Annotated in this window: 25 protein-coding genes; 24 read left to right on the forward strand and 1 reads right to left on the reverse strand. The window is 38.4% G+C overall.

The window, feature by feature from the left end; all coding sequences use genetic code 11:
- Nucleotides 1-32 precede the first annotated feature (32 nt).
- The 13 genes from hisC to BTR25_RS10600 all read left to right on the forward strand — a co-directional run bounded on the left by hisC (nt 33) and on the right by BTR25_RS10600 (nt 11,482).
- On the forward strand, nt 33-1,145 hold the full coding sequence (gene hisC, locus BTR25_RS10540; RefSeq protein ID WP_075688037.1) for a histidinol-phosphate transaminase: 1,113 nt from the start codon (nt 33-35) through the stop codon (nt 1,143-1,145).
- A gap of 12 nt (nt 1,146-1,157) precedes the next feature.
- Nucleotides 1,158-2,267, forward strand: a complete 1,110-nt coding sequence (locus tag BTR25_RS10545) for a prephenate dehydrogenase (protein ID WP_075688038.1) — start codon at nt 1,158-1,160, stop codon at nt 2,265-2,267.
- 25 nt (nt 2,268-2,292) lie between these two features.
- The gene (gene aroA / locus BTR25_RS10550) at nt 2,293-3,582 is read left to right on the forward strand and encodes a 3-phosphoshikimate 1-carboxyvinyltransferase (protein ID WP_075688097.1); all 1,290 of its coding nucleotides are present in this window, start codon (nt 2,293-2,295) and stop codon (nt 3,580-3,582) included.
- A gap of 102 nt (nt 3,583-3,684) precedes the next feature.
- Nucleotides 3,685-4,587, forward strand: a complete 903-nt coding sequence (locus BTR25_RS10555) for a hypothetical protein (protein ID WP_075688039.1) — start codon at nt 3,685-3,687, stop codon at nt 4,585-4,587.
- Nucleotides 4,588-4,613: 26 nt separating this feature from the next.
- Complete coding sequence (locus BTR25_RS10560) at nt 4,614-5,879, forward strand: tetratricopeptide repeat protein (protein ID WP_075688098.1); 1,266 nt, start codon at nt 4,614-4,616, stop codon at nt 5,877-5,879.
- Nucleotides 5,880-5,914: 35 nt separating this feature from the next.
- Nucleotides 5,915-6,481, forward strand: coding sequence for a ReoY family proteolytic degradation factor (locus BTR25_RS10565; protein ID WP_075688040.1), 567 nt, complete (start codon nt 5,915-5,917; stop codon nt 6,479-6,481).
- Nucleotides 6,482-6,580: 99 nt separating this feature from the next.
- Complete coding sequence (locus tag BTR25_RS10570; protein ID WP_075688041.1) at nt 6,581-7,045, forward strand: YpiF family protein; 465 nt, start codon at nt 6,581-6,583, stop codon at nt 7,043-7,045.
- 140 nt (nt 7,046-7,185) lie between these two features.
- Nucleotides 7,186-7,692, forward strand: a complete 507-nt coding sequence (locus BTR25_RS10575) for a QcrA and Rieske domain-containing protein (RefSeq protein WP_075688042.1) — start codon at nt 7,186-7,188, stop codon at nt 7,690-7,692.
- Between the two features lie 3 nt (nt 7,693-7,695).
- Complete coding sequence (gene qcrB / locus BTR25_RS10580) at nt 7,696-8,370, forward strand: menaquinol-cytochrome c reductase cytochrome b subunit (RefSeq protein WP_075688043.1); 675 nt, start codon at nt 7,696-7,698, stop codon at nt 8,368-8,370.
- 58 nt (nt 8,371-8,428) lie between these two features.
- Nucleotides 8,429-9,205 carry a menaquinol-cytochrome c reductase cytochrome b/c subunit gene (locus tag BTR25_RS10585; protein WP_075688044.1) on the forward strand — a complete coding sequence of 259 codons (777 nt, stop codon included), beginning with the start codon at nt 8,429-8,431 and terminating at the stop codon, nt 9,203-9,205.
- A gap of 86 nt (nt 9,206-9,291) precedes the next feature.
- Nucleotides 9,292-9,885 carry a lipoprotein heptaprenylglyceryl N-acetyltransferase LhaT gene (lhaT, locus tag BTR25_RS10590; protein WP_075688045.1) on the forward strand — a complete coding sequence of 198 codons (594 nt, stop codon included), beginning with the start codon at nt 9,292-9,294 and terminating at the stop codon, nt 9,883-9,885.
- Between the two features lie 79 nt (nt 9,886-9,964).
- Nucleotides 9,965-10,756, forward strand: coding sequence for a sporulation protein YpjB (ypjB, locus tag BTR25_RS10595; RefSeq protein ID WP_254842675.1), 792 nt, complete (start codon nt 9,965-9,967; stop codon nt 10,754-10,756).
- A 48-nt stretch (nt 10,757-10,804) separates the two neighbouring features.
- The gene (locus tag BTR25_RS10600) at nt 10,805-11,482 is read left to right on the forward strand and encodes a zinc metallopeptidase (RefSeq protein WP_075688046.1); all 678 of its coding nucleotides are present in this window, start codon (nt 10,805-10,807) and stop codon (nt 11,480-11,482) included.
- A 32-nt stretch (nt 11,483-11,514) separates the two neighbouring features.
- On the opposite strand, the gene BTR25_RS10605 is transcribed toward BTR25_RS10600, so the two are convergent.
- Nucleotides 11,515-12,387, reverse strand: coding sequence for a YitT family protein (locus BTR25_RS10605; protein ID WP_075688047.1), 873 nt, complete (start codon nt 12,385-12,387; stop codon nt 11,515-11,517).
- 178 nt (nt 12,388-12,565) lie between these two features.
- Between BTR25_RS10605 and BTR25_RS10610 the strand changes: the two genes are divergently transcribed.
- The 11 genes from BTR25_RS10610 to dinG all read left to right on the forward strand — a co-directional run bounded on the left by BTR25_RS10610 (nt 12,566) and on the right by dinG (nt 23,455).
- Nucleotides 12,566-12,898, forward strand: coding sequence for a nucleotide pyrophosphohydrolase (locus BTR25_RS10610; RefSeq protein WP_075688048.1), 333 nt, complete (start codon nt 12,566-12,568; stop codon nt 12,896-12,898).
- A 19-nt stretch (nt 12,899-12,917) separates the two neighbouring features.
- The gene (dapB, locus tag BTR25_RS10615) at nt 12,918-13,721 is read left to right on the forward strand and encodes a 4-hydroxy-tetrahydrodipicolinate reductase (RefSeq protein ID WP_075688049.1); all 804 of its coding nucleotides are present in this window, start codon (nt 12,918-12,920) and stop codon (nt 13,719-13,721) included.
- A gap of 11 nt (nt 13,722-13,732) precedes the next feature.
- Nucleotides 13,733-14,146: a methylglyoxal synthase gene (gene mgsA / locus BTR25_RS10620; protein ID WP_075688050.1), complete on the forward strand. Its 414-nt coding sequence runs from the start codon at nt 13,733-13,735 to the stop codon at nt 14,144-14,146.
- A complete protein-coding gene (bshB1, locus tag BTR25_RS10625; RefSeq protein WP_075688051.1) occupies nt 14,136-14,846 on the forward strand; it encodes a bacillithiol biosynthesis deacetylase BshB1 in 711 nt (236 codons plus the stop codon). The genes mgsA and bshB1 overlap by 11 nt, the downstream gene beginning before the upstream one ends.
- 4 nt (nt 14,847-14,850) lie before the next feature.
- Nucleotides 14,851-15,987 carry an N-acetyl-alpha-D-glucosaminyl L-malate synthase BshA gene (gene bshA, locus BTR25_RS10630; RefSeq protein WP_175596751.1) on the forward strand — a complete coding sequence of 379 codons (1,137 nt, stop codon included), beginning with the start codon at nt 14,851-14,853 and terminating at the stop codon, nt 15,985-15,987.
- Nucleotides 15,988-15,990: 3 nt separating this feature from the next.
- Nucleotides 15,991-17,190, forward strand: coding sequence for a CCA tRNA nucleotidyltransferase (locus BTR25_RS10635; RefSeq protein WP_075688053.1), 1,200 nt, complete (start codon nt 15,991-15,993; stop codon nt 17,188-17,190).
- Nucleotides 17,175-18,152 (forward strand): biotin--[acetyl-CoA-carboxylase] ligase, encoded by a 978-nt coding sequence (locus BTR25_RS10640; protein WP_175596752.1) that lies wholly within the window; start codon nt 17,175-17,177, stop codon nt 18,150-18,152. Before BTR25_RS10635 ends, BTR25_RS10640 begins: the two co-directional genes overlap by 16 nt.
- A gap of 258 nt (nt 18,153-18,410) precedes the next feature.
- Nucleotides 18,411-19,247, forward strand: coding sequence for a 3-methyl-2-oxobutanoate hydroxymethyltransferase (gene panB, locus BTR25_RS10645; RefSeq protein WP_075688055.1), 837 nt, complete (start codon nt 18,411-18,413; stop codon nt 19,245-19,247).
- Nucleotides 19,244-20,101 (forward strand): pantoate--beta-alanine ligase, encoded by an 858-nt coding sequence (panC, locus tag BTR25_RS10650; protein ID WP_075688056.1) that lies wholly within the window; start codon nt 19,244-19,246, stop codon nt 20,099-20,101. The genes panB and panC overlap by 4 nt, the downstream gene beginning before the upstream one ends.
- A 22-nt stretch (nt 20,102-20,123) precedes the next feature.
- On the forward strand, nt 20,124-20,507 hold the full coding sequence (gene panD, locus BTR25_RS10655; protein ID WP_075688057.1) for an aspartate 1-decarboxylase: 384 nt from the start codon (nt 20,124-20,126) through the stop codon (nt 20,505-20,507).
- Nucleotides 20,508-20,653: 146 nt separating this feature from the next.
- A complete protein-coding gene (gene dinG, locus BTR25_RS10660; protein WP_075688058.1) occupies nt 20,654-23,455 on the forward strand; it encodes an ATP-dependent DNA helicase DinG in 2,802 nt (933 codons plus the stop codon).
- Nucleotides 23,456-23,473: the final 18 nt, after the last annotated feature.

A 23,473-nucleotide genomic window follows, 5' to 3' on the forward strand; every position in this document is an offset into this window, starting at 1 on the left:
TCACATTATTAATATGGGCGAGGTAGAGAACAATGAGATGGAAAAAACAGTTACTAACACTAACTCCATATCAACCTGGTAAATCAATAGAGTCAGTTAAGAAACAATATAATCTTGATAAAATTGTCAAGTTAGCATCAAATGAAAATCCATTTGGCTGTTCCACGAGGGTAACCGAAACACTTCTATCTAACCAGCCAGGTTTGGCTATATATCCTGACGGCTATACGACCAAATTAAGGGAAGGATTAGCGTCCTTTTTAAAGGTAGAGCAAGAAGAATTAATATTTGGCAACGGATCAGATGAAATTATCCAAATCATTTCAAGGGCTCTTCTAGATCGTGATACGAATACAGTAATGGCTGCACCAACCTTTCCGCAATACAAGCATAATGCGGTAATTGAAGGGGCAGACATTAAGGAAGTGCCGCTTGTTAATGGTGAACACGATTTGGAAAAAATGCTAGGAGCTGTAGACGAGAAAACCAATGTTGTTTGGGTATGCAGCCCCAATAACCCTACTGGTACATATATTTCTGAAAATAAATTAATATCGTTCCTAGAAAAAGTTCCTAAGCATGTACTGGTAGTTCTTGATGAAGCCTACTATGAGTACGTTGTGGCGGATGACTATTATGATTCCATTTCGTTAACACGCACTTATTCCAACTTGATTGTTCTAAGGACCTTTTCGAAAATTTACGGCCTGGCTTCGCTAAGAGTCGGTTATGGAGTTGCAAATCCAGCCATTATACAGGCACTTGAACCTGCAAGAGAGCCTTTTAATGTAAATAGCTTTGCCCAAGTTGCCGCCCTGGCAGCTTTGGAGGACCAGGAATTTGTCATATCCTGTAATGAGAAAAACAGACAAGGTTTAGCACAGTTCTATGATTTCTGCGCTGAAAACCAATTGAGCTATTATGAATCGCAAACCAATTTTATCTTAATAGATTTCAAGGTAGAGGGTAATAAAGTGTTTCAATATTTATTAGAAAAAGGTTATATCGTCCGTTCAGGTCAAGCCCTCGGGTTCCCTACATCAGTAAGAATTACAGTTGGCTCAAGTGAAGAAAATCATGGAGTCCTGCAAGCACTGACTGAGTTTTTAGCAGAGGAAAGTAGTGTGGAACTCGCGGGGAAATAGGGGGAATATCAATTGAAAGGCCGTGTTTTTGTCATTGGTTTAGGCTTAATTGGCGGCTCTCTGGCGCTTTGTATTAAAAAACAACATCGGGATGCAACGGTTGTTGGCTTTGATATTAATCGTGAACAGGCCAAACTAGGAAAGATGCTGGGTGTGATCGATGAGATTGCCGAGAGAATCGATGAGGGTGCAGTTCATGCCGATTTAATTATCATTGCTGCTCCAGTAATCGAGACAGAATCGATTATCCACCTTCTCTCTCAACTTCCGTTGCAACCTGAAGTAATTATCACGGATACCGGGAGTACGAAAAAGAAAATTGTTGAAAATGCTTCCTGCCTAGAGAAAAAAGGATTCACCTTTATTGGTGGACACCCTATGGCAGGTTCTCACAAAAGTGGTGTATCAGCAGCAAAAGAATTTTTATTTGAAAACGCATTTTACTTATTAACACCAAACGAGAAGCTTGATCCTATGAAAGTGCAACTGCTGAAAGAATGGTTAAAGGGGACCAAGGCGAAGTTCTTGACTGTGTCACCAGAAAATCATGACTATTTAACAGGGATCGTCAGTCACTTCCCACATGTTATTGCTGCTTCAATCGTTCGTCAAACTGAGAAATTAGCAGAGGAAGAAGGGCTTATCCCAAGGTTGGCTGCAGGCGGCTTCCGGGACATTACAAGGATTGCCTCTAGCAGCCCGGAGATGTGGACAGATATTTTGCTTCATAACCGCGAGATATTAATTGACCTAATCACACAATGGCAAGGGGAAATGACTTGGGTTAAGGAACTCCTTGAACAGGAGAATAGCAGTGAGATACTCCGTTATTTTCACCAGGCAAAAGATTTCCGTGACGGGCTGCCAATCAGGGAAAAAGGTGCTATCCCTGCTTTTTATGATTTATATGTTGATGTGCCAGACTATCCTGGTGTCATTTCAGAAATAACTAGCTACTTAGCAAAGGAAAATATTAGTATCACGAATATCCGGATCTTAGAAACTAGAGAAGATGAGATTTACGGGGTCCTTGTTATCAGCTTTCAAACAGATGAAGACCGGCAAAGAGCTGAAAGGTGTATCCACACCTATTCTAACTATGCTACTTCTATCGGATCTTAAAAATGAACTGAATATAGGTGATGAAATGGAGTCTATTAATTTGAGCCAGTCTTTAAGAGGCTTATTAGGTACGATTGAAATACCGGGAGATAAATCGATTTCCCATCGCTCAGTTATGTTTGGGTCAATTGCACATGGTGTAACAAAGGTAAGCAATTTTTTACCTGGTGATGATTGTTTAAGCACCATTTCCTGTTTTCGGAAACTTGGTGTGAAAATTGAAGAGAATGAAGAAGGACTAAGCATTTATGGGAATGGATTTGACGGTTTAAGAGAGCCTAATGACATTTTAGATGTCGGAAATTCTGGGACGACTATTCGGTTGTTAATGGGCATCTTAGCAGGCAGACCCTTCTATTCGACACTCATAGGTGATCACTCAATTGGTAAAAGACCGATGACAAGAGTTACCGGTCCTTTGAAAACAATGGGTGCACAAATAGACGGCAGACAAAATGGCGGTTTTACACCACTGGGTATTCGAGGCGGATCCCTGAACGCAATCGATTATCAATTGCCTGTAGCGAGTGCCCAGGTTAAATCAGCCCTGATTCTAGCAAGTCTTCAAGCTGAGGGAGAATCGACAATTATTGAAGTAGCTGAAACGCGTGACCATACGGAAAGAATGATTAGGAAGTTTGGCGGTGAGGTCCTGTCTGATAATCGAGTCATTAAGGTTAAGGGTGGCCAAAAACTGTTAGCTGCTAACATTCATGTTCCTGGTGATATATCTTCAGCAGCCTTTTTCCTCGTGGCGGGTGCAATTGTTCCTAATAGTGAAATAGTCTTAAAAAATGTTGGCTTGAACCCAACAAGGACAGGTATTCTTGAAGTTATGGAGAATATGGGGGCAAATATTGAAATTGCTCCTTATCAAGACAACTCCTTCGAACCGACTGGAGATGTAACCATTAGAACTTCGGGGTTAAAAGGAACCATAATCGAGGGAGATTTAATTCCGAGATTAATTGATGAAATCCCCATCATTGCTTTATTGGCTACACAAGCAAAAGGAAAAACAATTATCAAAGATGCTGCTGAACTTAAGGTCAAGGAAACAAATAGAATCGATACAGTTGTTCAAGAATTAACTAAATTGGGAGCGGATATTGAGGCAACTGAAGATGGAATGATTATCAATGGCGGTCAGACCCTAACGGGGGGGAAAGTCTCTAGTCATGGAGATCATCGTATTGGGATGATGCTGGCAATCGCAGCCTTAATAGCAAACAGCGAGGTTGAACTTGAGAACCCAGAAGCAATTTCTGTTTCTTATCCCAATTTCTTTGCTCATCTGAATAGCCTTACAAAGTAAAACTGCCGAAAATAGGCAGTTTTTTTTAGTGTTTTCACTGTCATAGTTTCTAAGAATAATTCATAGCTTGTCTTAAGAAGGCTTGGAGAAAGGGGCGGCAGGATGGATTATATAATTGAAAATGCAAATATCCTTATAGAAAAAACACTTAGCCAATATTCAATATTAATTAAAGAGAACAAGATCGTATCCAAACAAGCTTCTTTTAACCGGTATCTTTTCATGAAAATGAATGCTGAAGCATTTGTCATGACCCCCACTTTTGTACTTTTAGATTCTAAACTTCCCTTGAAGGCTACTTTTCCAGAATTAAGAAAATATATAATGGATCAGTTTTTACTAAAGGGTTGTACCACTTTATTAACCTACGCAAATATCTCCTACGAAAGTGAATTAAAAGAAAAAGTGAAAGAACTAAAAACGGCACTAATAAGCTGTCCAATTGATTTTATTATAGGTGTGAAAATTCCAGTAAGTGTTCTTACCTCTTCTTTTATAAGAAAATGTAAAAAAGAAAAGATTCCAGCCATTTTTTTAGAGTTCAATCATCCAGATGAACTACAAAGAATTCCCTGGGGTTGGATTAGAGAAGCGATCTTTCCTTACAATAGTCCGCTGATACCAATAATTTCTAATCCAATAAAGAAGGAAGCAAAGAGTGTCATGTCGAAATGGAAAGAGACAATGGAAAAAAACAATATCCCGTCTTTATTTGAAGAGATTGAGGAGCATAGTCCTTTAGCTATTCCTATTTTGAATAAAATTGGTCTTTATCCTCACAAAGCTAGTTTAATGAATGGTTCTGAATTGAGCTATAACTTATATATAAATACACTTGAGGTCAAGAATGTTGAAGTTAAGGATTTATTTCATTATCATGGTGATAGACTTGTAGTTACAGTCCATAAAGGTAAGGTAATTCGCGCAGGTAAAGAAGTATTATTTAAACCAGGATATGGAGAGTATGTTAAGGTGCGAACCCCATCTTATTTTTCTTTTATATGATTCCGTGGGAACGAGAGGATAAGGATATGAACAGAATAAACAAAATTATTACGATGCTAGAAAACGGTCAACATAAAGAAGCAATAAATGAATATAATGTTGTATTAGCTAATGGCATGCCGGATGAAAAGTTCCTCCTAGCTGAAGAGTTGTCACAGTTTGGGTTTTTGTCTGAAGCAAGGGCACTAGTTGAAAATTTACTAGAGGTATACCCTGAAGAAGGTGAACTCCTAGTCCTATTAGGTGAAATTCTTGTTGATTCTGGTGAAGAGGAACAAGCCATTCTTGAACTAGAAAAAATTTCCGAACATGACCCCAGCTTTGGACAATCTTTATTATTGTTAGCAGATCTATATCAAATTCAAGGGCTGTATGAAGTGTGTGAACAAAAGCTGCTAAAAGCTAAGGGTTTATTGCCTAGTGAAATTATTATCGATTTCGCTTTGGGTGAGCTGTATAGTGATCAGGGGGAAGTCCCTAAGGCCATTAAGGCATACGAGGTGGTTTTAACAGAGCAGCATGAAATTGCTGGAGTCAACATACACCAACGCATGGCCGCTTTATTAAGTGCATCTGGTTCATTTGAAGAAGCTTTAGTATATTATGATAAGGCACTTGTTGAAAAGCTAGAGATTAATACTCTCTTTGGTTATGCATTTACCGCACTCCAGGCAGGTTATAATCGTACAGCCATTCAAAAGTTTGAGGAGTTAAAAGAGCTTGATCCAGAGTATCATTCTCTATATCTTTATTTAGCAAAATCCTACGAGCGTGAAGAAGAACTTGAAAAAAGTTTGAAGGTTATTCAAGAGGGGATTAGGCAGGATGAATTTAATAAAGAATTGTTTTATTTCGGCGGAAAGATTGCGATAAAATTAGCACAACCTGAACAGTCCGAACAGTATTTCCGCGAGGCTCTAGCGTTAGATCCAGGATACACAGAAGCAGCTTTAACTCTTAATAAAGTTTTTTTTCAGCAGGAGCGATACGAAGCTATCATTGATTTAATCTCACAAATGGACTTTATAGAGGAGGAAGAACCACAGCTGCAATGGGACGCAGCCCTCGCCTATAATAAATTAGAAGATTATTCACATGCATTAGACAAATATGAAAGTGCATATAGTTTCTTTAAAGATAATGAAGCGTTCCTAATTGATTATGGATATTTTTTAATTGAAGAAGGAAAAAACGACCGTGCTGCCGAAGTTTTTAAACAGCTGCAAAAAAATGACCCAACTAATGAAGAGTATTTAGATGTAATCGAACGACTTACAAGTACAGAAGCATAATAAAAAAGCTGAATTCGCAGAGGAGGGAAACTATCATGGCAACCCCTGTATCTGTCAACGAGAAGAAGGACTTTATTCGCTGGTTTCTAAATCATTATCAATTAAAAAGAAGAGAATGTGTTTGGATCCTAAATTATTTAATGAGTCATGATCAATTAATGGAAAAGGTTCATTTTGTTGAGCAAGCACAGTACTGTCCCCGCGGACTGATTATGTCTACTCATTGCGTTGATAAAGTACCATTTCGCTTTTATAAGGAAAATGTGATGACGACAGATGCTGAAAAATCCTTTCATGATATTCGGTTGAATCGAGATGAAGATATCTTTATCCAACTGAATTTTCATGCATCCAATCAAGCACATCAGTATGCGGCTGTTTTAGAAGAAAATCCTTTTGTACCTAAACACCTTCAAGTTAATGAAAAAGATGGTTTAGTAGCAGATCAATTCTTACAAAAAAGCATTGAGCGTTTTCAACGGGAAAAGCTGCTAGCCATGATCGACGAGGCGCTTGATAAACAGGACAAAAATGCTTTTCGCGCATTAACAGAAAAACTAAACAAACTAAACATACTGGAACAAAACGGAAGCTTGCGCTAGCAGGCTTCATTTTTTTTGTTGAAATCTAGTGTTATCTTTTGAACCCTTGAAAGAAAATGATATGATAGAGGTAGTATTTGCAAAAGGGTTGGTGTTTAGATGAAATGGTTACCTAAAGAAATAGAAACATACTTAACGGCAAAAGAGTATGTCGATACGGCTGTGCTACCTTTACAGCCAGTTTCATTCGGAGCAGATATGAAACAGTCTGCATCAAGCACAGAATTTATTAACTTATTGACCAGCTACCTTGAAAGACAATTCACAGGCAGACTTTTATTAATTCCTTCTTTTACATACTTAAAGAGTGAAAAAGGTGAAGAGGTTTTACATGAGCTGAAGAAATGGGAAGCCGATATAGTAAAAAGTGAATTTAAACACATTTTTTATATTACTTCTGACAGTGACTGGAAATTATATGAAAATGAGTTATCAGGTACGGTAATATGGCTTCCTTCATTACCTTTAGAGCATTTAAATGATTCCCAAAAAATATCAATGGTTGAAAGCCAAGTGAACCAGCTGTTAGGACTTTTTACTCGGAAATGGCATGAAAATTTATAATTCTTTTTATATTAACATGTTTTTAAAATAGTATGATATTGACCTTGGTTAAAGATTGATATATCATGATTATGTCCTAGTTTTATATGTGTTTAATTTATGTCCGATGGACTTAACTTGTGAATAGAGGGGGGATAAACATGAGTAAGCATCGAGTATCAAGACGACAATTTTTAAGCTACACATTAACAGGTGTAGGGGGGTTCATGGCGGCTGGAATGTTAATGCCAATGGTTCGCTTTGCGATTGACCCTGTCTTAAAGGCAGATGAAGGCGGAGATTATATTGCTACACCATTAAAAGTAGCTGACATTAACGAAGTTCCACAGCGTGTTGACTTTACGTTTGAACAAAAGGATGCATGGTATGTTTCAGATGTAACTGAAACTGCTTGGGTTTACAGGGATGAGCAAGATAATATCGTTGCACTTTCACCAGTATGTAAACACCTTGGTTGTACAGTAGCATGGGGTACTGACAAAGAACATCCTGAGGAATTCTTCTGTCCTTGTCACTATGGACGCTATACGAAGGATGGAATGAATGTAAAAGGTACACCACCAATTGCACCACTGGATGTATATCCATTTACAGAAAAAGACGGTTATCTTTATTTAGGAAAAGCTGAACCGCGGAAGGGGGCGTAATCATTGTTAAACAAAATTTACGATTGGGTAGATGAACGTTTAGATATTACGCCTTTGTGGCGCGATATCGCAGACCATGAAGTACCTGAGCATGTTAATCCAGCGCATCATTTTTCTGCGTTTGTATACTGCTTTGGGGGTCTGACGTTCTTTGTAACGGTTATTCAAATTTTATCTGGTATGTTCCTAACGATGTATTATGTGCCAGATATCAAAAACGCATGGGAATCGGTATTTTATCTTCAGAACGAAGTTGCATTTGGACAAATTGTTCGTGGAATGCATCACTGGGGTGCTAGTTTAGTTATTGTAATGATGTTTTTACATACATTACGCGTTTTCTTCCAAGGTGCTTACAAAAAACCTCGTGAACTAAACTGGGTTGTTGGGGTACTTATTTTCTTCGTAATGCTAGCTTTAGGTTTGACAGGCTACCTATTACCTTGGGACATGAAAGCGCTATTCGCTACAAAGGTAACACTGCAAATTATTGAGGCAACACCGTTCATTGGAACCCAGTTAAAGACATTATTGTCGGGCCATGAAACAATTGTTGGTGCACAAACACTTACTCGCTTCTTTGCGATTCACGTGTTCTTCCTACCTGCAGCATTACTTGGTTTAATGGGAGCTCACTTCATAATGATTCGTAAACAGGGTATTTCTGGACCACTATAAAATTAACTCTAATTAAAAGTAGTTTCTTATTTTACGAATAAAGGAGGGGGATTGCTCGATGCATCGCGGTAAAGGAATGAAGTTCGTAGGTGATTCACGTGTACTAGCACCTTCAGAACGTACAAAGTCAAACATTCCGAAAGATTACTCAGAATACCCTGGTAAAACAGAGGCATTTTGGCCTAACTTCCTTTTAAAAGAATGGTTGGTAGGTGCCGTATTTCTTGTCGGTTTTTTATGTTTAACAGTTGCACATCCGAGTCCACTTGAGAGGATCGCGGATCCAACTGATACCGGTTATATCCCATTACCAGACTGGTATTTCTTATTCTTATATCAATTGTTAAAGTATGAATTTGCTGCTGGTCCGTATACAGTGGTCGGTGCGATGGTAATTCCAGGCCTGGCTTTTGGAGCACTGCTTTTAGCTCCATTTATTGACCTCGGTCCGGAACGCCGCCCTAGCAAGCGTCCGCTCGCAACAGGATTTATGTTGTTAGCTCTTGCTGGTATTACATTCTTAACATGGGAGTCTGTTGCTTCACATGACTGGGAAGCTGCAGCTCGACAAGGGCAGATTGTAGCGGAAGTAGAGATTGACACTGAAGCTGATGGATATAAAATTGCTACAGAGCAAACTTGTATTACTTGTCACGGCGATAGTTTCCAAGGCGGCGCACTTGGAGTTACTTTAATCGGCACAGGACTTTCGGCTGAGGAGATTGCTAAAATAGCAGTTGAGGGCCAAGGAAAAATGCCTGCCGGTATCTTCAAAGGTGATGAAGAACAGCTTCAAAAGCTTTCTGAATTCCTTGAGGAATTAGGTAAAAAATAAAAAAAGCAAAAAGCTGGCGTAAACGTCAGCTTTTTTGTTCATCTTAAATCTTTTTGAAAAAATTCACAATGAAAAGAGGAGTAATAGTGAGATGGATCTATCCTCTCTTGGCTAATCGGTCAGTTTTAATGCTATTATTAATCATTAATATTGCAGGAACAGTCTATGGTTATATCTGGTATGGTTGGCAGTTGAAGGACACACCGGCCAAATTTTTATTATTTGTTCCAGACAGTCCAACAGCAAGTTTATTTTTTGTCTTTGTTATAATAGCTTTTCTTTTAAGGAAAAACTGGCCATTAATGGAAGCGCTGGCACTAGTCACTTTAATTAAATATGGTGTTTGGGCAGTTGTCATGAATGCATTAGTATTTGCCGTCCAAGGAGACCTAGATCCGATTGGCCTTATGCTCATCTTTTCCCATTTTGCAATGGCAGTCCAGGGAGTGTTATACGCTCCATTCTATCGTTTTAAATGGTGGCACCTGATAGTCACGGCAATATGGACTTTACATAACGATGTCATAGACTATGTCTTCTCCATGATGCCGAGGTACCATATGCTTGAGCAGTTTACCGCGAATATAGGATACTTTACTTTTTGGCTTTCAATTGTATCCATAGGCGCAGCGTATTATCTAGTGATTCGTTCAAGCCGCTTTAAGTTAGAGATTAAATAGTTTTAGGTAGTAATAAAAGATGGTCTAACCTTGTCCATCCTCTCATACATTTTATTAGTAATGATAGGGGGGACAAGGTTTGAAAATCAAATGGGTACTCATTATTGTAATTCTTTTTATGCTCACTCCCATGGTTGTAAGTGCTAACCAACAAACGCCGATAGAGAGACTTGATCATATCTCTGACGAGGCTCTTCAAATGATGAAATTTCATAGATACGAAGATGCCAAAAAATTACTAGACTACTTCTCTGAACAGTTTACGAGTATAGCCGACCATGAATCATTCTCAATGGATGAGTTACGCATTGTAAATTTATCACATGACGAAGCGTTAGAGGCAGCAGTAAGTACCAACATGGAGTATGAGGAGAGAATATCTAGGCTTACGAAATTCCGTCTTGTAGTAGATGCAATCACCTCTAGTCATCAGCCTTTATGGACTGAGATGAAGGATTCGATTATGACAGCTTTTCATCAGGCTAGAGAAGCAGCCCTCAATGGGGATTCAACACATTTTCACTCGAACTTTAATACCTTTTTAGCCTTGTATAATGTTATCTATCCTAGTATGAAAGTCGATGTTTCTGCAGAGAATATTCAAAGAATAGATGCTCGTATCAATTATATCGATGGATATCGCTCTCAAGTCTTTAATAATGTCAAAAGCCAGCAAGAGTTAGAAGGCCTTGAAATGGATTTGAAAAATCTATTTGAAAACCTAGATGAGGACGAGGCTGATCCATCTCTATGGTGGGTGATTATTTCAACTGGCAGTATCATTATATCGACTCTTTCCTATGTAGGTTGGAGAAAGTATCAGGGTGAAAAAGAGCATAGAAAAAATCGATCCAGGGGACATAAGGAATAAAACTCTCTTAACACAACTATGATTGGCTTTGTACGATAGGAGGTAAATATGTTTTACTTGGTGTATTTTCTTATTATTATCTTAATACCTTTATGGGCACAAATGAAAGTGAAGGGAACCTTCGCAAAATATTCTCGTGTTCCTAATTCAACAAATCGAACGGGTGCTGAAGTCGCGCGAGAAGTACTCAATGCAAACGGTTTATATAATGTTAGTGTAGAAGAGGGTAAAGGGTATTTAAGTGACCATTATGACCCAAGAGCAAAAGCTGTTCGGTTGTCACCTGATAACTATCACGGGCCATCGATTGCAGCAGCAGCAGTCGCTGCTCATGAATGTGGCCACGCCATCCAAGATGCAGAAAGGTATGCATTTCTAAGGTTTAGACATGTTTTAGTTCCTGTTGCAAATATCGGATCGAATTTCTCTTGGGTGTTAATTTTAATTGGTATTTTTGCGCAAATAAGTGGATTATTATTATTAGGGATACTATTTATGGCAGCTGCCGTTTTATTTCAAGTGATTACTCTACCAGTTGAATTTAATGCATCGAATCGTGCTATGGATCAGGTTATTGCGTTAGGTTTAATCCGAGATAATGAGGAACGAGAGGCAAAGAAGGTTCTGAATGCGGCTGCACTGACATATGTTGCAGCGGCCGCAGTAGCGGTGTTAGAATTATTAAGACTTGTCTTAATCTTTACAGGGATGAATAGAAGTGAGTAAAAAAGCAATGTCCAACTCGGGACATTGCTTTTTTAAGTTTCAATGGGCATTTTATTTTCATCAAGGGTAAACCCTTCACCTTGAACATCATGAACCACTGAAACGGAAACAAATGCGTGCGGATCAACAGACGTGATTAAGTTTTTTAAGCGGACAATTTCATTTTTGGCGACTACACAATATAGAACTTCTCGTTCTGTCTTTGTGAACGATCCGTATCCTTTAAGTACGGTCACTCCTCTATCCATATTTTCCATTATCTTTTCTGCAATTTCTTTATTTTTCTCGGATACGATCATCGCACCTCTTGCTGAATAGGCCCCTTCTTGAATAAAGTCAATTACTCTAGCACCAATAAAAACTGCTACAAGTGTATACATGGCCTGTTTGTAATTTAAGTATGTAAGCATCGACACCGCGATTACACCAATATCAAAAAGAAACATCGTTTTCCCCATACCCCATCCAAAGTACTTCTGAACTAATCGGGCAATAATATCCACTCCGCCTGTTGTACCTCCGTACCGAAAAATGATGCCGAGACCAATTCCTAAAAATACACCAGCAAACAAAGCCGCAAGAGTTAGATCATCTTGAAGAGGCATGTTGATTGAATAACGCTGAAAGATCCATAAGAAAACAGATAATCCAACGGTTCCTAACACGGTGTATAAAAAGGCATTTCTCCCAAGTATCTTCCAACCAATGAAAAATAGGGGAATATTTAAAATTAGGTTTGTATAGGAGGGGTCCCATTTGAACAAGAAGTAAAGTAACAGCGTTATCCCAGTAAAGCCGCCTTCTGCCAGCTTATTTTGCATGTTGAAATTAACAAGTCCAAATGACATGATTGCTGTTCCAATCACGATAAATAGAATATTTTTTAGTTTAAGCCCAAATATCATTAAACTGCCTCCTTTACCATATTTTTCTCCTGACCAGCGTTATCTATTATAACCAATAAAAAATAACAGGGCAATATTATAGAAATGTTCAGGAGTTATTCGAAAATATTTGTAAAATAAACCTATTTTCGCTAATGTATTAGTATATGTTCTCTATGAGTAAAGAGGTGAAAATCATATGAATAGTGGGAAATCAATGAAGGAATTGCAGGTTGAGGTAGATACATATATCAGTCAATTTAAGGAAGGATATTTTAGTCCACTTGCTATGATGGCAAGACTAACGGAAGAGCTGGGGGAATTGGCACGAGAGGTTAATCATCATTACGGTGAAAAACAAAAAAAGACAAGTGAAACCGAAAAGGCGATAGAAGAAGAGCTCGGAGACCTTCTTTTTGTTATAATTTGTTTAGCAAACTCTTTAAATATCGACCTTGAAGAAGCGCACGACTATGTAATGAACAAGTTTGCAACCCGTGATAAGGACAGATGGACAAGAATTGACAAGTAAAGGTATGGAGTGAATATAAATGAAGAATGTAAAAATAATTATTGCTGGACCAAGAGGCAGGATGGGCAAAGAGGCTGTAAAGCTTGTAAAAGATACTGAACATTTTGAACTTGCTGCCGTGATTGATAATAAGTATGATGGAATGCTGCTTAGTGATTTGGAAGGTTTCCAAGATATCAAAAACGTACCTGTCTATACAGATATAGAGCGTTGTTTACAAAATGTTGAAGCGGATGTTCTGATTGACTTAACTACACCTGAAGTGGGAATGCTCCATGCTAGGACAGCACTTGAGCATAATGTTAGACCTGTTGTTGGCACTACAGGCTTTACAAAAGCCAATCTTGAGGAATTAAACCAGGTTTGCCGTGAGAAAGAAATTGGCTGCATCATTGCACCTAATTTTGCACTTGGTGCTGTTTTAATGATGAAATTCTCTCAAATGGCTGCTAAGTACTTCAATGATATTGAAATTATTGAGCTTCATCATGACCAAAAGCTTGATGCTCCGTCTGGTACTGCATTGAAGACAGCAGAAATGATCGCTTCTTCACGTGAACCGAAAAAACAAGGCCATCCGAATGAAAAGGAAACCATAAACGGTGCAAGAGGTGCCGAGTACGATGGGATGCATATCCATTCCGTCCGCTTGCCTGGCCTCGTCGCACATCAGCAGGTTTTATTTGGCTCTGATGGACAAACATTAACCATCCGTCATGATTCTTACAATCGTGCTTCATTTATGTCAGGTGTAAAAGTTGCTGTCGAAACTGTTTTAACATTAAATACACTAGTCTATGGACTTGAAAATATTCTAGAATAGGAGCACCAACCATGAATATTGCACTTATTGCACATGATAATAAAAAAAATGACCTTATTCAATTTACTACAGCTTATCAGCTCATCTTTGCGAAACATACTTTATTTGCAACTGGAACAACAGGCCTAAAGATTAACGAGGCTACTGGTTTACCGATTACAAGATTCCGTTCAGGCCCACTTGGCGGCGATCAGGAAATTGGTGCGATGATTGCACAAAATAAAATGGATGCTATTTTCTTTTTTCGTGACCCATTAACAGCACAGCCTCATGAGCCAGATGTGACAGCATTGGTCCGACTATGTGATGTGTATTCGATTCCGCTTGCTACTAATATGGGGACAGCCGAATTACTTATTAGAGGATTAGATGAAGGTTTTTTAGATTGGCGAAATATTGCTAAAGGTGAATCACATGAGCAGTAAACAAATTGACATATTAGCATTCGGAGCCCATGCCGACGATGTTGAAATTGGTATGGGAGGGACGATTGCAAAACTGGCAGCCCAGGGGAAGAATATAGTTATCTGTGACTTAACAGAAGCTAACTTGTCTTCAAATGGTACTGTTGAACTTCGTAAGGAAGAGGCAAATGCAGCTGCTGCTATTCTTGATGTTTCCCAAAGAATAAATCTTGGTTTACCAGATCGTGGTTTGTATAAAAAGGAAGAATATATTAAAAAGATTGCAGCTGTTATTCGCCAACATAAACCTAAACTAATCTTTGCTCCTTATTTTGATGACCGGCATCCGGATCATGGTAACTGTGCCCGCCTTGTAGAGGAGGCGGTTTTTTCTGCAGGAATTCGTAAATATCAGACAGATACCGAGCAAGATTCTCACCGGGTGAAGAGAGTTTATTATTACATGATTAATGGCTTCCATGCTCCAGATTTTACAATAGATATTTCTGATTATATGACCCAAAAGCTTGATTCTTTAAAAGTTTATAAAAGTCAATTTGAAAGAACCGGAGACAGCGTTGACACGCCGCTAGTGAATGGTTACATAGAAACTGTTGAGTCAAGAGAAAGACTGTTTGGTGGTCAGGTTGGAGTAGCATATGCAGAAGGTTTCAAATCCAGGATTCCAATCCTCTTAAACCGAGACTTGATAGGAGAATGAAATAATGAAGAAACTTAAGATTGGAATTACATGCTATCCGACCGTGGGAGGATCAGGTGTAATCGCAACTGAATTGGGAAAAATGCTCGCTGAAAAGGGACATGAGATTCACTTTATATCTTCGAGCATGCCATTTCGACTGAATAGAATTTATCATAATATTTATTATCACCAGGTTGAGGTCAATCAATATTCAGTATTTCAATATGCTCCCTATGATATTGCACTTGCCAGTAAAATGGCAGAGGTTGCAAGTCGTGAGCACTTAGATATACTTCATGTGCATTACGCCATTCCACATGCCGTTTGTGCGATTCTGGCAAAACAGATGGCAAATGTAGATATGAAAATAGTAACTACACTGCACGGAACGGATATTACTGTGTTAGGTTACGATCCCTCTTTAACAGATGCAATTAAATTTGGAATTGAAAAGTCAGATATTGTAACGGCTGTTTCCAATTCATTGATTAATCAGACCCATGAACTCATACAGCCGGATAAGCAATTAGAAACTGTGTATAACTTCATTGACGAGCGGGTTTACCAGAAGAGGGATGCAAAGCATTTAAAGAGAGAATTTGAAATTAAGGATGAAGAGAAAGTAATTATCCATGTATCAAATTTTCGCCCTGTAAAAAGGGTTCAAGATGTGGTTAAGACCTTTGCGAAAATTGCTGCTGCCATGCCAGCTAAATTGCTGCTCGTTGGGGATGGCCCTGAAATGACGATTATTTGTAAGCTTGTAAAAAAACTGGGACTAACAGAAAAGGTACATTTGTTAGGGAAACAAGAAAACCTCGATGAACTATATTCCATAAGTGATTTAATGCTTTTATTATCGGAAAAGGAAAGCTTCGGATTAGTGGCTCTTGAGGCAATGGCATGCGGCGTACCATGTATTGGTACAAATGTTGGTGGAATGCCGGAAGTTATTCAAGATGGTAAAACAGGCTTTATCTGCGAATTAGGAGACATTACTAGTATTTCTGATAAGGCGATAACACTTTTAAATGATCCGCTCCTCCACCAAGAATTTGCTAGTGAATCGGTTGTCGTTGCAAATACAAAATTTAAAGCCGAGCACATTGTGAAGCAGTACGAACAGATTTATTTAAGGCTTTTAGAAAAAGGTGAATAAAAAATGAAGGAACCTTTTTTATCAGCTGTGCCCGTTCTAGAAAAGCTAGAGGAAGCAGGCTATGAAGCATATTTTGTAGGAGGTTCTGTTAGAGACTATCTTTTAAACAGACCTATCAATGATGTTGATATTGCAACATCTGCTACCCCTATAGAAGTAAAGCAGATCTTCTCGAAAACAGTAGATATTGGGATTGAACATGGGACCGTTTTAGTTCTTTTACAAAACCACTCATACGAAATTACCACTTTTAGAGCCGAAGCAGAGTATATAGATTATCGAAGGCCAAAAGAGGTAGCCTTTATTCGAAATTTGACAGATGACCTTGAGCGAAGAGATTTCACGATGAATGCAATGGCAATGGATAAAAGCGGTAAGCTGCTTGATCCATTTAACGGGCAGGCAGCCATTAAGGAAAAAGTAATTAGAACAGTGGGAAAAGCGGAAGAGCGTTTTCAAGAGGATGCACTCAGAATGATGAGAGCAGTTCGCTTCGTTAGCCAGCTATCTTTTCAAATTGATGAAGAAACAGAATCGGCACTATCTAGACTTGTTCATTTGCTAGAGAATATTGCAGTTGAGCGTAAGCAGGCCGAACTAGAAAAGTTGTTAACAGGAGTTAACCGTAAACAGGCACTAAAAATTGTCATGGACACTAAAATACTTTCGTATTTGCCAGGTTTACGCGGCAAGGACCAACAAATTAAAGAAATGTTAAACCATGAACTGCTGAATCTAACATTGCGTGAGATGTGGGTTATGCTAGTCTTTTGTATACGTCACGTAGGAAAGAATTTGGAAGATTTCCTTAGAAACTGGCGTCTACCTTTAAAAGAGATACGGAAAATTCAGCTAGTACTGTTTTACCTGAACAAGCGTTTAGAATCAGAGTGGTCCCTTTATGATTTGTACACAGCTTCGAAGGAAATCTTTATATCTTCTGAAAAACTTTATTTAGTTATTAAGGGAATCGAAAACGAGCAGAGTCTAAGTCATTACCTAGATTTGTACGAAAAGCTTCCAATAAAGAACCGAACAGAAGTTGACGTATCAGGTCAGGACATCATGCTTTGGTTTGAGCGAAGCGGTGGTCCGTGGCTAAAGGAGACCCTTTTAAAGATAGAAATGGCCATTTTAGAAGGGAAGGTCGAAAATAAAAACCAAAGTATAAAGGAGTGGCTATTGAAGTGCAATCACAAATAAGAAAGGACATGCTGGATGCCTTCACAAATGCCGGAGATACTTATTTATCGGGACAGTATATTGCAGAAGTAATTGGCTGCTCAAGAACAGCCGTGTGGAAGCATATCGAGGAACTGCGTAAAGAAGGCTTTGAATTAGAAGCTGTTCGCCGGAAAGGGTACAGAATCGTGAAAACTCCTGAAAAAATTACATCAGATGAAATAAGACTTGGTTTAAAAACGGAGTTTATCGGTAAGGACATTTACTATGAAGAAAGTGTTGAATCAACACAAAAAATAGCTCACCGCCTTGCTTATGAAGACGCTCCCGAGGGGACAATTGTCATTGCAGAGGAGCAGGTAACTGGAAGAGGCAGAATGGGCCGGAAATGGCACTCACCAAAATATACTGGTATTTGGATGAGTGTAATCCTTAGGCCGAAAATTCCACTGACCAAGGCTCCACAGTTAACGCTTTTAGCAGCAGTTGCAATCGTTCAAGCAATTGAAGAACATACTAACGTTACCCCTGAAATTAAATGGCCCAATGACATACTGATTGGTGGGAAAAAAGTAACAGGAATCTTAACGGAACTTCAAGCAGAATCAGACCGCATCAATTCAGTTATTATTGGTATTGGGATAAACGTTAACCAGCGTAAAGAGGATTTTCCTGTTGAGCTAAGGGAGATTGCTACATCACTCTTGATTGAAAAAGACGAAACTGTTTCGCGTGCAGAATTAATAAAAGGAATTTTCTTGAAACTAGAAAAATTATATACTTTATATTTGGAAAAAGGCTTCAATCCCATAAAACTATTATGGGAGAGCTATGCTGTTAGTATTGGTAAAGTGATAACTGCACGAACGTTAAACACAACAATCGTTGGGTTCTCACTTGGAATAACTGAAGATGGTGTATTATTGCTGAAAGATCATGAAGGTGTAACACATCATATTTATTCAGCAGATATTGAACTCTAGAGCAAGTTTATACTTGCACTTTACAGTTATATTTTTTATAATTCCAATAACGGGCGGTATCCATGTGAGCTGCACCTTTCTGTAGGAAAACTAACTAAAAAGGTTTCTGCCTAGATCCGTAGTACGGACCGGGACAGAGGGATAGATCTAGTAAGAGCGAAACAAGATCCTTCTGCCATCAGAAGGATCTTTTTAATTGTCTAAAAAGGCAATCCTCTATTTTTTATCCCCTCTCCCTATTATAAGGAGGGAAAGTTGATGAAACAAACGACTGATTTTTTAAAAATGAAAATAGAAAATGAAAAAATCGTTATGTTGACAGCCTATGATTATCCATCTGCTAAACAGGCTGAGCAAGGAGGAGTCGATTTAATTTTAGTTGGTGACTCTTTAGGAATGGTAGTGCTCGGATATGATTCTACTATTCCAGTGACAATGGTGGATATGATTCACCATGGTAAAGCGGTGAAAAGAGGGGCAAAAGATACATTCATTGTTATCGATATGCCGTTCTTAACCTATCACCTGTCAATAAAAGATACATTGGTGAATGCTGGCCGACTAATTCAAGAGACAGGTGCACAGGCTGTCAAACTCGAAGGCGCAGATGATGTGATTGAACAAATTTCGGCCCTTACTAAGGCAGGAATACCAGTCTGTGCCCACCTTGGACTAACACCACAATCAGTTGGTGTCCTGGGAGGATATAAGGTTCAAGGAAAAGATGCACAATCAGGAAGAAAATTAATAGAAGATGCGAAAAAATGTGAAGCGGCTGGTGCTTTTGCGATCGTCCTGGAATGTGTACCTAAGCAGCTTGCTGAAGAGGTTTCAAAAATGCTTGCCATTCCTGTAATTGGTATTGGTGCTGGGGCTTTAGTCGATGGTCAAGTTCTTGTTTATCATGACATACTAGGCTATGGAATAGAACGGGTGCCAAAGTTTGTGAAGCAGTATAATTCTTTAGATACACTTATCCTAGATTCAGTTCATTCTTATGTGCAGGATGTGAAAAAACAGAAATTTCCCGAAGATAAGCACTCCTTTACGATGAAGGAACAAGAGTTGTCTGGACTCTATGGAGGGGTAAAATGAGGATTATTACGACGATTAAGGAAATGCAAGCTGAAATACAAAACGAGAAGAGGCACTCGAAAAAAATTGGCTTTGTTCCAACGATGGGATATTTGCATGAAGGTCATTTAACTCTTTTAAAAAAGGCTAGACAGGAAAATGATTTGATTGTCTTAAGTATTTTTGTAAATCCCCTTCAATTTGGTCCAACGGAGGATTATGCTGCCTATCCTAGAGACTTTGAACGGGATTGTGCCCTTGCTGAGGCCGAGGGTGTTGATTATGTTTTTTTTCCAGAAGTTAAAGAGATGTATCCGAACGAACCGTCTCTAAAGGTTACTGTTCTAGAACGTACGGATGTATTATGTGGAAAATCACGTCCTGGTCATTTTGATGGAGTAGCGACCGTGTTAATAAAGCTATTTAATATTGTTATGCCAGATACGGCCTACTTTGGAAGAAAGGATGCACAGCAAGTGGCCGTTGTGGAAGGTTTAATAAATGAGTTTAATTTTCCGATAGAATTGGTATCCGTGGAAGTCATTCGGGAACAGGACGGGCTCGCAAAAAGCTCTCGTAATGTTAAGCTCCTGCCTGAGGAGAGAAGTCAAGCTGCTGTCCTATATGAAGGCTTGTCGCTTGCCCAGGAAGCTATTGTAAAGGGAGAAAGAGACCCACGTGAGGTAATAGCATTTATCAGAGACTTACTAACAAACAAAACAAATGCTAAGATCGATTATGTGGAACTATTGACATATCCACAGTTAAAACCAATTGAAAAGCTAGAAGGAAAGTTCATTATCGCACTTGCAGTGAAATTTTCTCAGGTCCGTTTAATAGATAACGTCATCTTAGAAATTGAAGACACAAGGTAAAAGTAAAACGGAGGGGTTTATGATGTTCCGACACATGATGAATGGTAAAATCCATCGTGCAACTGTAACTGAGGCGAATTTAAATTATGTAGGCAGCATTACAATTGATGAAAATATATTAGATGCAGTTGGTATGGTAGCCAATGAAAAAGTACAAATCGTAAATAATAATAATGGTGCACGGCTTGAAACTTATATCATCCCAGGTGAACGTGGAAGTGGTGTTGTCTGTTTAAATGGTGCGGCAGCTAGACTTGTACAAAAAGGGGATATCGTCATCATTATCTCTTATTGTCTTGTAGCTGAAGCCAAACTAGCGACTCACACACCTAAAGTAGCCATTATGGGTGAAAATAATCGGATAAAAGAACTAATCAACGCTGAACCGGCGTTAACCATTATGTAAGGAAAATCCTCTTTTTAGGGGGTTTTTTCTTTTTTGCTAATAGTTTATTATAATGGGAGTTAATAATGATTCATAAAAGAATGATTACTTTTTCTTTTATTCTTTTTGTGATACCGTTTTAATGAAGGTTAGAGGTGTTAAAAATAATGGTTAATAAATTTGTTGTAATTGATTTAGAAACGACAGGAAATAACCCCAAAAAAGGGGATAAAATTATACAGTTTGCTGCGGTAGTAATTGAAAACGGAATGATTACTGAAAGATTTTCATCTTTACTCAACCCTATTCGTTCAATCCCTCCGTTTATTGAAGAATTGACAGGATTATCAGATGAGATGGTTGAGTCCTCTCCTTTATTTGAGGATATCGCACCAAAGGTAAATTCTATGCTAGAGTCTGCTTACTTTGTTGCACATAATGTATTGTTTGATTTGTCGTTTTTACAAGAAGAACTAATTCAAGCAGGTTATGATGGCTTCTATGGAAGTGTTCTTGATACAGTGGAGATGGCCAGAATTCTATTTCCGACTGCAGATGGATATAAGTTGACAGATTTAGCGGCCATGATGAACCTAAATCATGACCGTCCTCATCAAGCGGATAGTGATGCAGAGGTAACGGCTGAGCTTTTGCTTATTCTTTTAAAGAAACTGTCTTCCTTACCAAACATCACAACAAATCAGCTTTTTCAACTTTCAGGAGGACTAAAAAGTGATCTTCAACAGCTGATGGATGAACTAATAGCACAAAGAAAGAATGTGACAGAGAGCCAGCTTGATTCAATTAAGATTTTCAATGGACTTGCATTAAAAAATAAGGACCACCAGGTTTTATATAATGAAATTATACAAGAACAGGTGATATATCCTATAGGTGATCAAGAAAAAACAAACCTATTAAAGCAAGGATTTAAAGTTTTTCAAAAGCGAACGGGCCAGTTTACGATGATGGATAGTATCTATCAAGCGTTTGTGGATAACTGTCATACATTAATTGAGGCAGGGACTGGAGTAGGAAAATCACTTGGATATCTATTGCCTATAGCCTATTTTGCAAAAAAAAATCAACTACCGATTGTGGTTAGTACACATACCATTCAACTGCAAGAGCAAATTATTTCTAAAGAAATACCTTTGCTTGAAAAGATGATACCCTTTCATTTAAGATACGTACTACTAAAAGGAAGAAATCATTATCTTTGCCTTGAGAAATTCTCACGTTCATTAACGGAAGAAAACGATAACTATGATACCACTTTAACAAAAATGCAAATCCTGGTCTGGTTAACTGAAACGGTTACGGGTGATCGTGATGAATTGAATTTATCAAGCGGTGGAAGCATTTTTTGGAATAAGATTAAGAGTGAACCTTCATTATTTGTCAAAAGTGGCTTATGGAAAGAAGAGGACTTTTACATTCGGGCCAAAGCGGCTGCAACGGACGCTGATATTATTATTACAAATCATTCACTACTATTAAGCAGTGTTTTTGCTGAAGTTTCCATTTTGCCGGAGTTTGACTATGTAATTATCGATGAAGCACATCATTTTGAAAAGGTAGCAAGCAGGTACATAGGCCATTCTATCGATTATCTAACCACCAGACTGCTAATAAGTCAATTTGGACATTACGAACAAAAACTACTTTTTTATCATTTAGAGGAATTAGTTTCCGCTCAACATCTTGATAAAAGTAATCTCATAAGAGTGAATGAAATTAGTAAATTGATAATGGATCTTACCTATGAAATTGATGAATTCTTTAAACTTACGGCTATCTATGCTAAATTAAAGCAATCAGGTAAAAAAGGTTATCGTACAAAGGTGCGTTTTTCTAAGGATGATAACGTAAAAGAAAAAACGGCCCTCATTAATAGTGCGGAGCGATTTGCTTTTTTACTAAAGGACCTCCATCAAGAAATAGGGAAACGATTGTCTCTAATTGAACAAAATGTAGAATCTCTTTCCAGTAACCAAAAGAGTAAGCTGGAAGAAATAAGCTCATTTGTTCACGACCTTAATGAACTCAGAAACTCAATAGTAAATTGTTTTATGAATGACACTCCGTTTGTAAACTGGATTGAGATTGATTTCCGTTCACAGCAGAATGTAACAACATTTTATGCACAGCCTGCGTTTGTATCATCTGCCTTGAAAGATAGATTTTTTGACCGTAAAAAGAGTGTCGTACTAACTTCGGCAACCTTAACGATTAATAACTCATTTGAATATATGATGAATGAAATAGGTATTAATCAGGAGTCTACTCGTAAGTTGACGATTCCTTCTCCCTTCGAATATAAAAATCAGGTTCAGCTTTTAATTCCTGAAGACTTGCCTGAAATTAACGCTGTAAGTAACGAAGAATATGTTATTAGTATCACCGAGCATATTATTACGATTGCTGAAGCCACTAAGGGGAGAATGTTGATCTTGTTTACGGCGCACGATATGCTCAAGAAAACCTATGAGCTAATCAAAGAGAGCGGGTTCCTAAATGATTATGCAATGATTGCCCAGGGGATTACGAGCGGAAGCAGGACTAGGCTGACTAGAAATTTCCAACGCTACGAAAAGGCAATCCTCCTTGGCACAAGCAGTTTTTGGGAGGGAGTCGATATTCCAGGTGAGGATTTATCATGTCTGGTAATTGTCAGACTGCCTTTTAGCCCGCCAGACGAACCTTTAACAGAGGCAAAGTGCCAATTAATTTCTCAGCAGGGTGGAAATCCATTTACAGAGTATTCTTTACCAGAAGCAATTTTAAGGTTTAAACAAGGTTTTGGCCGCTTAATCCGAACAGAGACTGACCGTGGAATTATGGTTGTTTTTGATAAAAGAGTAGTCACGACAAAATATGGAAAGGCATTCTTACAATCAATCCCTGATGTGCCGGTAAACAAGGGGAAAATGGACGATTTGGTCGATATTATCTACAAGTGGCTTTGATAAAATCATACCGAACGA

It is taken from the genome of Bacillus sp. MRMR6 (assembly GCF_001940785.1).
Classification (GTDB): domain Bacteria; phylum Bacillota; class Bacilli; order Bacillales; family Cytobacillaceae; genus Neobacillus.

Excerpts from the sequence above, each read along its gene's own strand:
- hisC (WP_075688037.1), top strand. The coding sequence starts at position 33 with ATGAGATGGAAAAAACAGTTACTAACACTAACTCCATATCAACCTGGT.
- aroA (WP_075688097.1), top strand. The coding sequence starts at position 2,293 with ATGGAGTCTATTAATTTGAGCCAGTCTTTAAGAGGCTTATTAGGTACG.
- BTR25_RS10555 (WP_075688039.1), top strand. The coding sequence starts at position 3,685 with ATGGATTATATAATTGAAAATGCAAATATCCTTATAGAAAAAACACTT.
- BTR25_RS10560 (WP_075688098.1), top strand. The coding sequence starts at position 4,614 with ATGAACAGAATAAACAAAATTATTACGATGCTAGAAAACGGTCAACAT.
- BTR25_RS10565 (WP_075688040.1), top strand. The coding sequence starts at position 5,915 with ATGGCAACCCCTGTATCTGTCAACGAGAAGAAGGACTTTATTCGCTGG.
- BTR25_RS10570 (WP_075688041.1), top strand. The coding sequence starts at position 6,581 with ATGAAATGGTTACCTAAAGAAATAGAAACATACTTAACGGCAAAAGAG.
- BTR25_RS10575 (WP_075688042.1), top strand. The coding sequence starts at position 7,186 with ATGAGTAAGCATCGAGTATCAAGACGACAATTTTTAAGCTACACATTA.
- BTR25_RS10585 (WP_075688044.1), top strand. The coding sequence starts at position 8,429 with ATGCATCGCGGTAAAGGAATGAAGTTCGTAGGTGATTCACGTGTACTA.
- BTR25_RS10600 (WP_075688046.1), top strand. The coding sequence starts at position 10,805 with ATGTTTTACTTGGTGTATTTTCTTATTATTATCTTAATACCTTTATGG.
- BTR25_RS10605 (WP_075688047.1), bottom strand. The coding sequence starts at position 12,387 with ATGATATTTGGGCTTAAACTAAAAAATATTCTATTTATCGTGATTGGA.
- BTR25_RS10610 (WP_075688048.1), top strand. The coding sequence starts at position 12,566 with ATGAATAGTGGGAAATCAATGAAGGAATTGCAGGTTGAGGTAGATACA.
- dapB (WP_075688049.1), top strand. The coding sequence starts at position 12,918 with ATGAAGAATGTAAAAATAATTATTGCTGGACCAAGAGGCAGGATGGGC.
- mgsA (WP_075688050.1), top strand. The coding sequence starts at position 13,733 with ATGAATATTGCACTTATTGCACATGATAATAAAAAAAATGACCTTATT.
- bshB1 (WP_075688051.1), top strand. The coding sequence starts at position 14,136 with ATGAGCAGTAAACAAATTGACATATTAGCATTCGGAGCCCATGCCGAC.
- bshA (WP_175596751.1), top strand. The coding sequence starts at position 14,851 with ATGAAGAAACTTAAGATTGGAATTACATGCTATCCGACCGTGGGAGGA.
- BTR25_RS10635 (WP_075688053.1), top strand. The coding sequence starts at position 15,991 with ATGAAGGAACCTTTTTTATCAGCTGTGCCCGTTCTAGAAAAGCTAGAG.
- panB (WP_075688055.1), top strand. The coding sequence starts at position 18,411 with ATGAAACAAACGACTGATTTTTTAAAAATGAAAATAGAAAATGAAAAA.
- panC (WP_075688056.1), top strand. The coding sequence starts at position 19,244 with ATGAGGATTATTACGACGATTAAGGAAATGCAAGCTGAAATACAAAAC.
- panD (WP_075688057.1), top strand. The coding sequence starts at position 20,124 with ATGTTCCGACACATGATGAATGGTAAAATCCATCGTGCAACTGTAACT.
- dinG (WP_075688058.1), top strand. The coding sequence starts at position 20,654 with ATGGTTAATAAATTTGTTGTAATTGATTTAGAAACGACAGGAAATAAC.